This window comes from Clostridium algidicarnis (genome assembly GCF_000703125.1).
GTDB lineage: Bacteria > Bacillota > Clostridia > Clostridiales > Clostridiaceae > Clostridium_L > Clostridium_L algidicarnis.
Map to the genome: position 1 here is coordinate 1212454 of NZ_JNLN01000001.1, position 12690 is coordinate 1225143.

Genomic DNA, 12690 nt, shown 5'->3' on the forward strand with positions numbered 1-12690 from the left:
TTAAGTTAAATTATATAAAGTTTAATAAATGATTATATGTATATGTAGCCTTGTATTCTATTATTATAAAAGTTACCATTATAATAATAAATATTTATATATTCAATTCACTTATATGTTAAAATATAGTTATGTTTAGATCTAGGGTAACTGCGTTAAATAGTAATAAAAAAGATATTTGTAAAGTTTTAAGATGCATCTAAGTGAACTTAAAGAACATTAAGTTAAATTATTAAAGGGGGATAAACATGGAGGAAAAAGAAGTTTTAAAAAGATTATGTGAAGCTCACGCGCCTAGTGGAAGAGAACACCTTTTACATCCCATTATAAAGGATATATTTGGTGAAGTTTCAGAAACTACTGTGGATAATATAAACAATATGTATATAAAAAAAGAAGGTAACAAAAAGGGCAAAATAATGGTTATGGCACATGCAGATGAGATATTTCTCATGGTAACCTCTATTGAGGAAAAAGGATTTCTGAAATTTAAGGCCTTTGGAATAGATGCGAAAACATTAGTATCTCAAGAATTAATTATTCACGGTGAAAAGAAGATAAAAGGAATAATAGGTATTAAGCCACCACATCTTATGAATGATGAGGATAGAAAAAAGGCTGTAAAGGCAGAGGATTTATTAATAGATACAGGATATTCTAAAGAAGCTTTAGAGGCTATAGTAAAGGTTGGAGATTATGCTACCCTAGATAGAAAGTTTAGTGAACTTTTAAATAATAATGTTAGTTGCAAGGCCACAGATGATAGGGCAGGAGTTGCAGCATTATATTCTACAGCAAAAGAGCTTAAAGATATAAATCATGATATGGATGTTTACTTTGTATGTTCAGCTCAAGAGGAGGTTGGTCACAGAGGGTCTAAAGTTGCAAGCCATGAAATAAATCCAGATATAGGTATTGCAATAGATACTACCTTTGATAGTGGCAGGCTTGGGGATGAGGATCGGGATAATAAGTTAGGACTTGGACCTGTTATATGCATAGGCCCTAATATACATCCAAAGCTTAGGGAAAGATTTGTAGCAATAGCTAAGGAATACAATATACCGTACCAAGTAGAGGTGGAGCCAGGTAACACAGGAACAGATGCCTGGGATATACAAGTTGCAAAGACAGGAATACCAACATTGTTAATATCAATACCAATTAGATACATGCACACCTCAGTAGAAGTTATAAATATAGATGATATAAAAAACACCGGAAGAATAATTGCAAAATTTATTGAAAAATTAAAAGGTGAGGAATTGGAGGAATTATTATGCTTTTAGAAAGGCTTTGTAACGCTTCAGGACCATCTGGATTTGAAGGTGATGTAAGAAAGATAATAATAGAGGAAATAGAGAGCTATGTAACAGATATAAAGATAGATAAGATAGGTAATATAATAGCACATAAAAAAGGTAATGGTCCAAAGGTAATGATAGATGCACATATGGACGAGGTTGGTTTTATAGTAACGGGATTTAATGAAGATGGAACTTTAAGATTTAGCGCTTTAGGAGGTATAAATAACAAAATAATACCCTCTAAAGTTGTATATATAGGTAAGAAAAACATAACAGGGGTTATTGGAGTGAAACCAATCCATCTTCAGTCAGGAGAGGAAAGAAATAAAAATCTTTCTTATGGAGATTGTTGTATTGATATAGGAAGTAATTCAAAGGAAGAAAGCAAGGCTTTAATTGACCTTGGGGAATATATAGTGTTTTCAACAAAGTATGAAGAGTTTGGGGAAGGCCTTATAAAAGGCAAAGCATTTGATAATAGAATGGGATGTTATGTGCTTATAGAGGCTTTAAAGGAAAAATTTGATTGTGATTTATATGCAACATTTAACGTTATGGAGGAAATTGGAGAAAGAGGAGCTTTTGTAGCAGCATATGGGGTTAAGCCTGATATAGGGATAGTTCTAGAAGGTACTATTTGCGCTGATATGCCAAATGTACCAGCACATTTAAGTGCTACAGAAATAGGAAAAGGACCAGCTATATCTATAATGGATAGAACAAGTATTTTTAATGAAGATATGGCGGAAGATATAATTAACATTGCAAATAAAGAAAATATTATGTATCAAAGAAGAAGAGCTATAGCAGGTGGAAATGATGCAGCAGCAATTCATGGTACAGGTGGAGGAGCTAAAATATCTACAATTTCAGTACCATGTAGATATATACATTCTTCAGTTTCGGTAGCATCCTTAAAAGATGTAGAAAATACTAAAGCTTTACTAATAGCTTATTTGAAATCTCTTATTTAAATTATACAAGGGGGAATAATGAAATGGATATTTTACTAGATAAATTAATAAAGGCTTTTGGAGTAAGTGGACATGAAGATGAGGTAAAAAGAGTTATAGAAAAAGAAGTAGAGACTATGGGATTTAATATAAAAGAAGATAATATGGGAAATTTAATAGTTAAAATTACAGAAGAAAGCTTAGAAAATAAGGAAAAGTTTATGTTATGTGCTCATATGGATACTATAGGCATAATAGCAAATTATATTGATGATAATGGATTTATAAGAGTAGGAGCTCTTGGAAACTTTGAGGCCTCTAATATGGTAAACAATTTCGTTACATTTGAAAATGGAACAATAGGAAGGATTTGTAGTGGTAAAAAGGGCAGTGATATCGAAGATTTATTTATTGACCTTGGAGTAAAGGGTAGAGAAGAAGCTTTAAACTTAGTAAAAGAAGGAAATGTAGCTAAATTTAACGGAGCTGTACTTGAAATAGGGGATAATATAGTAGCTCCTTATATGGACAATAGAGTTGGCGTATATATATTACTTAAGGTTTTAAAAGATATATGTGAAAAGGCTAAAGAAAATAAGGAATATATTAAAACTTTAGATAAAGAATATTACTTTGTATTTAGTACACAAAACAAATTAGGTGCAAGAGGGGCTAGGGCTGCAGCATATAATATTAATCCAGATGGTGCTATAGTTATTGATGTAGAGGGAGCCTTTGATTACCCAAATGGTAAGGGTAATATATCACTTGGAAAGGGTCCTATTATAAAAGTTATTGATAGAACATTAATAGTTCACCATGAAATTAAAGATATGCTTGAAAAAGCTGCCACAAAATCTGATATTAAAACTCAGTACTTAGTAGGTGAAGAGGGAACGGATGGAGGAACCATTCATAAAGAAGGAAGTGGAGTTAAAACAGGTGTGCTTTCAGTACCTTGCAGATATATTCATACTAATGAAGAGATGATAAATGTTAAAGATTTAAATAATAGTATTAAATTAGTTTCAGAGCTAATTTAGAAAGAGTCAAGTATAAAGTAAAATAAAAAAGGTGGCTTAAAGTAATAATCTTTAAGCCACCTTTATATCTAGTGATTAGTAGGTTAGGTAGATTGAATTTCCTTATAAAATACTACCTATTCTAATATAGCCCATATTTTAATTAGTCTAATTTCCATTCTTTCATTGTAGTTTCCGGCTTATCTTGAAGGAAGTTTATATATCTTGAAAATGTAAAGAAAAAGTCTGAAAGTCTATTTATATATTGATAGCTATCAGGATACTCCGTTACATTTACTTCCTTTAGGTATCTTACAAAAAATCTTTCAGCTCTTCTTACTACAGCTCTTGTAACTTGAGCATAAGTACCTTCTTTAGTCCCACTATATAAAATAAATTTAGTTTGTGGAGGCATTTGATTTGTCATCCAATCAATTTCATTTTCTAAAAAAGTAGAATGAGTAGGAAGTAATTTATTTTTAGTAAAGTCCATAGATATTTCTACACCCATATTAAAAAGAGCATTTTCGATTTCTATTAAGTCATCTGTAAGTCTTTGCTTTTTAACACGTGAAACTTTATTGCAGTCGTATAATAGGCAATTTAAATAGCCTACATGTGCATTTAATTCATCTATGTTTCCTTGAAGCTCTATAAATGTACTGTCTTTAGCAACTCTTTGACCTAACAAGTTGCCTGTAGTACCTTTGTCACCAGTCTTAGTATATATACCCATAATGTTCACTCCTTGTTATATGTTTATTAATTTTCATTATAATATAAAAGTAATTGTTATTAATCAATTTAAAAGCATAGGGATTATAGTATACGAGGCTAATTGATAACCCTTATTAGGTACCATTATATCATATAATGCTATTATTGAACCAACTTTTTTGCTAAAGAATTATAACAATTTAAAGCTTAGTTTTCCTAGTTTATGACTATAATATGTATTAAAGGTTTATAAAACAATAAAATGTTAATATTATAACTTCTAAATAATAAAAGTTTGATATAATGGGTATTTAAAGAGTAAAAAAATTTAATTATTAAGGAGAGACAAAAAGATGATATATGGTTTACTTATGGTAAATATAGTACTTTTGGTACTAGGACAAACTTTATGGAAGATAGGAATGAAAAGTGTAAGTATAGAACTTAGCTTAAGGGGAATATTTAAGGTTTTATTTCAACCTTATATATTTGCAGGACTTGTAGTATATGCAGTAGCTACATTTATATGGCTTTATATACTTTCTAAATCGGATTTATCCTTAGTTTATCCTCTTCAAAGTTTGTGTTACGTTTTGGCTGCGTTTATAGGAATAATAGTATTTAAAGAATATATTCCACCTACAAGATGGTTTGGAATAATGTTAATACTTTTAGGAGCATTTTTTGTAGCAAAATAGATAAGATTCTTGAGTTTAGGTGAAGGCTTAAATATATACCTTTTTAGATAAAGGCAAGTTTCATCATATTTTTATAATGATTTAATTGTTGATTTAAAGGAGGTAATACGTTTGTTTAGTATGAAAGAAGAAAATAAAAACATAAAATACACCTTATATATATTAACAATATTGTTTTTTGTCTTTTGTGTAATAACTTCATTAAAATATGGAGATTATAATCTTTTAGGGAGTTATGAAAAGATGGATGATGATGATGTGAAATATATAAGAAGCGCGTGGAATATACTAGATACAGGTGTACTTTCTTACCACACGCCAGGTGTTAAAACAATATTTATAATGCCAGGCATTTCTTACACCTTAGCATTTTTTATGAAGATATTTGGAAAGTCAAATGGCGTTGTAGCTTTTAGAATATTTCAAGGTTTTTTTCAGACCTTATCTGTATTTATAGTATACTTTATAGGAAGAAAGCTATTTAATAGCAAGGTAGGTTTTTTAGCAGCCATAATGGATATGATTTATATACCTGAGATTTGGTCTACCAATATAGTTTTAACAGAAACATTATTCAAATTTTTTCTTGTGTTACTAGTATATATATCAATTTATGCTGTTGAAAAAAAGGAGTTTAAATATTACATATGGGGTGGAGTTGTATGGGGTATAGCTACCTTATATAGGCCAACTACTGCAGCTTTTCCAATGATTATACTTTTTATGTGGATAACTAAAAAATATAAATTCACTGAGATGATTAAATTTGGAGTTGTCACCACCTTAGTTTTTGCAGCTATAATGAGTCCTTGGTGGGTTAGAAATTATAAAAGTTTTGGGAAATTTGTCCCACTTACTATATCTGCAGGTAATCCTATGTCTCAAGGAGGCTATATACATTATAACGAAGATATAGACTATTACCCAGTTAAATATTCAGAGGATCCTATAGAACAAGATGCTTTTTATAAAGAAAATCATAAGTATAGAGTAGAAAACTTTATGATAAAAAGACCCTTTGCTTATGCTAAGTGGTACCTTGTAGAAAAAAGTGTATTGCTTTGGATAGCTCCTTTTTATTGGAAGGAGATTTGGGGAATAAAGATAGAATTTGTAGCCGTATATCATGTTTTATTATTGATACTTGGAATGGTTGGAATGATAAAATATTTAAGAAATATAAAAGGTCATAGAAATAGTAATAAATACTCCTATGATACTTATTCACTATCTATGTACAGACCTTCTTCTGAAATAAAATTTTTAAATGGGAAGATATTATCCTTTGTACTTTTATTTTTCTATATTACTCACTTACCTTATATAGCATTTTCAAGGTATGGGTACCCCAGCATGTTTGTATTTATGATTTATGCCTCTTATTTAATTGTAGGAGAAAAGTAATAGGTAAAGTAAGTAACATGAAATAAAGCTTCTAAGTTTTAACCTCAATTAATAAGTTTAAATTAGATTTATATGAGATTTACGAAATAATCCACTGTAATTAACACCTAATCAACAAGTTGTCCACAACATTTTGTGCATAACTCATGGTTTTTGTGGATAAGTTTATGAAGAATGCCCTTTTGTCATGTGGATGAAAAAAATGTCAGCTATAAAAAACGCATAAAATGCTAGGTTTTACTCTCTTTCTACACTATAAGCAATAGGTTATCCACAAACAACTAACAAAACATACATTTCTGTGGATAACCTATGTTAAGTAGTCCACATATTTTAATTAATGTGATATATTAATTAAAATATTTGAGGAATGAAGTCTTTTTATAATAAAACTTAGAACTTTATATATTTTTTATATTGAAAAGTCCAAAAAACTAATTCTTTATGCTAAAATTATATATATTATAAGCTATAAATTATAAGCTATAAATTATAAAAAGGAGTTGGTTTTCATTAGTACTGCAGATAAGCAATATTTAACTTTAGTGAGAGATATATTAGATAACGGATATTATGAAACTGGAAACAGAACTGGGGTACCTACATATAAGTTACCTCATAAAATTATGCAGTTTAATCTTCAAAAGGAGTTTCCTATATTAACCACTAAGTTTGTAGCATTTAAAACCGCTGTAAAAGAACTTTTATGGATATATAAAGATCAATCTAATGAAGTAAAAAAGCTCCATGAACAAAATGTGCATATATGGGATGAATGGGTAAAGGAAGATGGAACTATAGGAACATCTTATGGATGGATAGTTAAAGAGTACAATCAAATAGATAAACTAATTGAAGGTTTAAAAAGTGATCCTCAAGGAAGGCGTCACATATTAAGTCTTTGGCAAATTCCTTATTTAGATGGAGGATCCTTGTATCCTTGTGCCTTTATGACAATGTGGGATGTAACAGATGGTAGACTTAATTGTATGCTTGTACAAAGGTCTTGTGATGTACCACTAGGATTGCCATTTAATATGACGCAGTATGCAGTACTTACCCATCTTATTGCTCAAATAACAGGATATAAGGTAGGCCTATTTACTCACGTTATAAACAATGCACATATCTATGAAAACCAAGTAGAGGGTGTAAAAACACAAATTTTAAGAGAAGATGATGCATATGATGCTCCAAAGCTTTGGATAAATCCAGAAATAAAGAGTTTTTACGATTTCACAATAGAGGACATAAAGCTTATAGATTATAAGTATCATCCATCTATAAAAATGGAGGTGTCAGTTTAAATGTTAACTGCCGTAGTAGCTGTAGCTAATAATAATGCCATAGGAAAAGACAACGACCTTTTAGTTAAGATCCCAAGAGATTTAAAAAGATTTAAGGATATAACAACAGGTCATACTATGATTTTAGGTAGAAAGAACTTTCAGTCGCTTCCAAGGGTTTTACCAAATAGACATCACATAGTACTTACTAGAGATAAAGATTTTAAAGTAGAAGATGATAGGGTTACAGTAATACACTCTACTGAGGATTTAAAGCCCTATATAGAATCCAAAGAAGAATACTTTGTGGTAGGGGGAGGACAGATATACAAATTACTTCTACCCTACACAGATAAGGTGTATATAACAAAGGTCAACGCTGCTTTAGATGCAGATACATTCTTCCCAGACCTAAAAGAAGATGAGTGGGAAATAACCTACAAAGAAAAGGGAATAAGAGATGAACAAAATCCTTATGATTATGAATATATAGATTACAAAAGAATTTAACAAAAGAATTAACCAGTTAATGTAAGCACCCCAGAGGTGCTCCCAATTCATGGGAGTACCTCTGGGGTGCTTACATTTTGTGGAGAAAGCCCTTTACAAAGATAGAATTTAGTTGTATAGTTAGTTACATGGGTAATGGACCAGTTAACAACTTTGGAATACCTTGATACTAGGAGGTGAATTTAATGCTAGATTTAAATTCTGATAAATCTATTTATATACAAATATCAGATACTATAGAAAATGAAATATTAACAGGAAATCTAAAGGAGGATGATAGATCACCTTCAACTAATGAATTTGCTAAGATATATAAGATAAATCCAGCTACAGCTGGAAAGGGATTAAATATATTAGTGGAAGAGGAAATACTTTATAAAAAAAGGGGGATAGGTATGTTTGTTTCAAAAGGAGCAAGAGATAAAATTCTAAAGAAAAGGCAGGAGGCATTTTTTAAGGAGACTATTCCAGAACTTATAAGAGAAGCAAAAATGCTAGAAGTGAAAGATAGTGAAATTATAAAAGTTATTCAAAACTATAATGGAGGTGAAGGTTAAATGGCTGTTGCAATTAGATGTGAAAATTTATCAAAGTCTTATGGTAAGGTAGAAGCTGTTAAAAGTGTAAACCTAGCTTTAGAAGAGGATAAGATATATGGACTTCTTGGAAGAAACGGAGCTGGAAAGAGTACCCTTGCAAATCTTATAGCCTCTCAAATTATTAGAGATAGTGGAAGTATTAATATATTTAATGAAGAGGTATTTGAAAACACAAAGGCATTAGAAAATATCTGCTTGGTTAAAGAAAAGGAACTACCTATGGAAGAAATGAGGGTAAAAAAGATATTTGAAATTGCAGGTATTTTATATAAGGGATGGGATGAAAATTACAAAGAATTTTTAGTGAAAGAATTTAATCTAGATGTGAAGAAAAAGTATAAAAACCTCTCTAGGGGAAATAAATCTATAGCTCAATTAATAATAGGTCTTTCCTCAAGAGCTAAGATAACTATTTTTGATGAACCTTCACTTGGACTTGATGCTGCTGTTAGGGAGAAATTTTATAATATTTTATTAAAGGACTATGAAGAAAATAAGAGAACAATAATCCTATCAACTCATTTAATAGATGAAGTGAGTAATTTATTTGAAGAGGTGATAATAATGAACAAAGGTGAGGTTATTCTTAAAGAAGAGGTAACAACACTTTTAGAGAAAGCACATTTTTTAAGAGGAAGAGAAGAGATAATATTACCTTTAATAAAGGATAAGGAATTAGTTTATAAAGACGAATTTGGAGCAACAGCAATAATAGGGATTATAGGCGTATTTAAAAAAGAGGAACTTAAAGAATTAAAAGATAAAAATGTAGAAATAAGTCCTATACCTTTGCAAAAGTTATTTATTTATATTACGGAAAAATTAAATGGTTAGGAGGAGATGTCATGGAAGGGTTTAAGAGACAGTTTAGATTTCAATACTTGGATGTTAAGTTTGCCTTTATTATATTTTGGTTTGTAATCTTATTAAGCAATATATTATTTTATGTATTAAATTATACTAATAAAACTAATACTAATTTTGGAGTTAGATGGTTTGATAGTGGAGTTGAGTTTGGCGTAATTCAATCTAATAGCTTAAATATTTCAGCTAGCAATATAATATCTATTGCTATATTTATATTGGTAGTTTCCATTGTTATGTATTACGAGAGCTTTCCTACAGCTATAGGATTTAGCTCTACAAGAAAAGACTTTTATAAGGGAGTTATAAGTTATCATGTTGTGCTTTCTCTAGCTATGGCAACAGTAGAAGCTATACTTCTAAAAACAGACAGATTTTTGGTAAATGCTATTGGAAGAGATGCATTAACAAATTTAATATATTTTGACACTAAGGAAGATAATATTTTCTATATAATTATAGTCTTATTTTTATTTATACTTTTATTTGCAGCTATGTGTAATTTATTAGGGGCAGTTATTTATAAATTCGGCTATAAGTTTTGGATAGGATTTGCAGCACTATTTGTAGTTGTAGGTAATATACCTTTACTACAAATACCTATTATAAAGTTTATTAAACTCATATTTTATTTTAATAAATCTTCTTTATACTTGCTAAAAGTTGCTTTAATTATGGTGATACTTTATGCCATATCCTGGACCTTTGTTAGGCGATTAAGTGTAAAGTAAATGAGATACCATATATAAGAACAATTTAATAAGTTAATAAGTTAACCAGTTAATGTAAGCACCTCAGAGGTGATCCCAATTAATGGGAGGACCTCTGAGGTACTTACATTTTATGGGTTAAAATATAGATTTATTGTTACAATGAACTTATGTTATAATAAAGGTAAGTAAATTAGAAGTTGCAAATAATGGATAAGCTCATGTCAGTATATATATAAAGGAGTGATTTACATGAAGAAACTTAAATTTTTAATTATACCACTAATTATGTCATTGGTAGTTTTAGCAGGTTGCGCGCCAAAGGGTGAGGAGAATGTTAAGACAGAAACAAATAAGACTGTGGAAGAAGCTAAAAAGCCAGAAGAAGTCAAAAACCCTGAGGAAAAACCTGTAGAAGAAAAGGTAGATGCTAAAGTATTAAATAGATTCGACAAATACTTTTATAAAGGTGAAGACGAACTAATTTATATAGGTATGGCTGAATATGGTTTTATGGCGAAATACGATAAGGAAGATGTAAAGGACGCTAAAGAAAAGGTTGTAGTTTATGAAGGCGCTATGAGAGATGGAATGGGAGAACCTGAGGGCAAGGGCCCAAGGGAATTCACAGTAAGCTACACTGTAGATAAAGATAAGATTGTAGAAAAAATAGACAATAGAGACTATGTGAAAAATAAAAAGACCATCTTAAATTCTATTATTGAAAATTTTGTTGTGGTTAAAGGCGAAGTGAAGGTAGGAAATAAGTGGGAACAAGGATTTAAGATTGAAGATAAGGAATATAAAGCTGTAACAGAAATAAAATCTTTAGATAAAAAAGGTGATAAAGATGAATTTGTTGTTGAAAGTACAGTAAAGGACATAAAAGGATATAAAGATAACACTTACGTAGAAAGAAGAACTTATAGAGAAGGTCTAGGACTTATAATGCTAGAGTATAGGCCTACAATGGTAAATGGTCAAGAACCTATGGATGATTTTATAGGGTATTCACTAAATTACCTTAAAGACAAAGATGGAAATGTTAATGTAATTGAAAGATAAGTAATTACAAAATGAATCTTAAATAAAAGAAAGACACTGGAGTATATACTTCAGCGTCTTTCGTCTATAGGGGGATATAAAGGGTAATGGTTTTATCCGATGGCTACCATCCGTAACACCCCTATCCTCTTCAAGGTGGGGGATGACGGCTGCTACGCCCCTGCATAAGTTCTTCTAAGACTCAGATGGAGAGATGTATTCTTTATAAGCAAACTCCACCTGAGTCTTAGAATCACTTGATACACTAATACATTTATTACTGTTAAACATATTATATATCATTATTTCATAATAATCAATATTAATTAGAAAAATATTGATTATTATTTACTAGAAGAATAGTAATTAAAGTGATATTAATATAAGTTTCTAAAATTTAGACGCATATAGTTAAGTATCTTTTAAATTGACCCTTAGAAATATCGCATTTTTCAATGATTTTAAAGCCTGAGGATAAAAGATGTTTGTCCATATCTTCAAAGGTTAATATAACTATCTTATCTGCAATTCTTCTACTGCTATTTATAATAGTTAGCTGTTCTTCAAGGGTAGTTGGTGAAAATAATCCATAAGGAAGGTCTATAATAGCTACATCAAATTTATCTTCAATGGTAGTCATATTAGCATTAGTGATCACATCTTCATAATCAAAGTATTCAAGTATCTTTTTTGCCTTATAAGCAATGCTTGGATTTATCTCAAAACCCTTTATATAAATACCTAAAGACAAAGCTTCAACAATGACTGTACCAATACCACAACAAGGATCCACAACCTTAGTTTTTAAATTATTCCCAACAGCTATATTCACAATAGCCCTAGAAACTCTTACATTTAAGGCATTAGAATAGGAATAAGGCTTTTTGTTATGAAGCTGCCAATTGTTATCATTAGGTTCATTTATACCAAAGATCCACCTATTTCCTACATTGCTTATACCTAGTAGAACATCAGGATTATTCATTTCAGCTTCACCAAGAATATTTAAGCCTACAAGGTTTTCTATTTTACGTTTTTCATGAAATCCAACCTGATTATCTTGACCTAGAATATACGAAACCTTAAAATTTTCATAATGTAATTTGTCGGACACCACCTGATTTATTATGGAATCCAAGCTATCACCAATAAAACTTACGAAGAGGCACTGTTTTATGAAGGGGCTTCTAGAAGGATTCACATAGTGATTAGAAAAAAAACACTTGTTTTTAAGAGACCTTTTGAATAGGGACTTCATTTCTAGTTTACATAAAGCTTCTTCATCCTTACTAAAATTAATTGTATAAAAATAAAGTTTTAATGAATCTTTATTATATAATTTTAAGCCTTTAAATTTGGGAAAATACGTTTTATCTTTTATATTAGCCATATAGGACATTGTCATAAAGTTACACCTCATTTAAAATTTAAGAGAAAATAATTATAATTATTTTCAATAGATATCAAAATAAAATACTAATTTAAATTATAATATATCAAAAGCATATTAATTATAATTTTAAAATGTATAGTATAACTTTATTCCATGAAGGCTTTAAAGTCAATTAAGTACATT

General features: G+C 30.0%; 13 protein-coding genes. 11 read left to right on the forward strand and 2 right to left on the reverse strand.

Annotated elements, in window-relative coordinates:
- Window positions 1-248: 248 nt before the first annotated feature.
- The 3 genes from BV55_RS0106045 to BV55_RS0106055 are packed head-to-tail and all read left to right on the forward strand — an operon-like array spanning window position 249 to window position 3303.
- Window positions 249-1289, forward strand: a complete 1041-nt coding sequence (locus tag BV55_RS0106045; protein WP_029451916.1) for a M42 family metallopeptidase — start codon at window positions 249-251, stop codon at window positions 1287-1289.
- Window positions 1280-2281, forward strand: a complete 1002-nt coding sequence (locus BV55_RS0106050) for a M42 family metallopeptidase (protein ID WP_029451917.1) — start codon at window positions 1280-1282, stop codon at window positions 2279-2281. Before BV55_RS0106045 ends, BV55_RS0106050 begins: the two co-directional genes overlap by 10 nt.
- Before the next feature lie 23 nt (window positions 2282-2304).
- Entirely contained in the window at window positions 2305-3303 is a 999-nt protein-coding gene (locus BV55_RS0106055) for a M42 family metallopeptidase (protein WP_029451918.1), read from the forward strand.
- Window positions 3304-3445: 142 nt separating this feature from the next.
- Here BV55_RS0106055 and BV55_RS0106060 read toward each other — a convergent pair whose 3' ends face one another.
- Entirely contained in the window at window positions 3446-4018 is a 573-nt protein-coding gene (locus BV55_RS0106060; protein WP_029451919.1) for a cob(I)yrinic acid a,c-diamide adenosyltransferase, read from the reverse strand.
- A 334-nt stretch (window positions 4019-4352) separates the two neighbouring features.
- Between BV55_RS0106060 and BV55_RS0106065 the strand changes: the two genes are divergently transcribed.
- The 8 genes from BV55_RS0106065 to BV55_RS0106100 all read left to right on the forward strand — a co-directional run bounded on the left by BV55_RS0106065 (window position 4353) and on the right by BV55_RS0106100 (window position 11135).
- Complete coding sequence (locus BV55_RS0106065) at window positions 4353-4697, forward strand: EamA family transporter (protein WP_029451920.1); 345 nt, start codon at window positions 4353-4355, stop codon at window positions 4695-4697.
- A gap of 120 nt (window positions 4698-4817) precedes the next feature.
- Complete coding sequence (locus BV55_RS0106070; protein WP_242850888.1) at window positions 4818-6101, forward strand: ArnT family glycosyltransferase; 1284 nt, start codon at window positions 4818-4820, stop codon at window positions 6099-6101.
- 512 nt (window positions 6102-6613) lie between these two features.
- Window positions 6614-7408, forward strand: a complete 795-nt coding sequence (locus tag BV55_RS0106075) for a thymidylate synthase (RefSeq protein WP_029451922.1) — start codon at window positions 6614-6616, stop codon at window positions 7406-7408.
- The gene (locus tag BV55_RS0106080; RefSeq protein WP_029451923.1) at window positions 7409-7897 is read left to right on the forward strand and encodes a dihydrofolate reductase; all 489 of its coding nucleotides are present in this window, start codon (window positions 7409-7411) and stop codon (window positions 7895-7897) included. It abuts the gene before it with no gap.
- 185 nt (window positions 7898-8082) lie between these two features.
- Window positions 8083-8454, forward strand: coding sequence for a GntR family transcriptional regulator (locus BV55_RS0106085; protein ID WP_029451924.1), 372 nt, complete (start codon window positions 8083-8085; stop codon window positions 8452-8454).
- Window positions 8455-9330, forward strand: a complete 876-nt coding sequence (locus BV55_RS0106090; RefSeq protein ID WP_029451925.1) for an ATP-binding cassette domain-containing protein — start codon at window positions 8455-8457, stop codon at window positions 9328-9330. It abuts the gene before it with no gap.
- A gap of 11 nt (window positions 9331-9341) precedes the next feature.
- Complete coding sequence (locus tag BV55_RS0106095) at window positions 9342-10091, forward strand: hypothetical protein (RefSeq protein ID WP_029451926.1); 750 nt, start codon at window positions 9342-9344, stop codon at window positions 10089-10091.
- A 231-nt stretch (window positions 10092-10322) separates the two neighbouring features.
- Complete coding sequence (locus tag BV55_RS0106100; RefSeq protein WP_029451927.1) at window positions 10323-11135, forward strand: hypothetical protein; 813 nt, start codon at window positions 10323-10325, stop codon at window positions 11133-11135.
- Window positions 11136-11511: 376 nt separating this feature from the next.
- Here the strand turns inward: BV55_RS0106100 and BV55_RS0106105 are convergent, their stop codons facing one another.
- Window positions 11512-12519, reverse strand: a complete 1008-nt coding sequence (locus tag BV55_RS0106105; RefSeq protein WP_242850854.1) for a TRM11 family methyltransferase — start codon at window positions 12517-12519, stop codon at window positions 11512-11514.
- Window positions 12520-12690 lie beyond the last annotated feature (171 nt).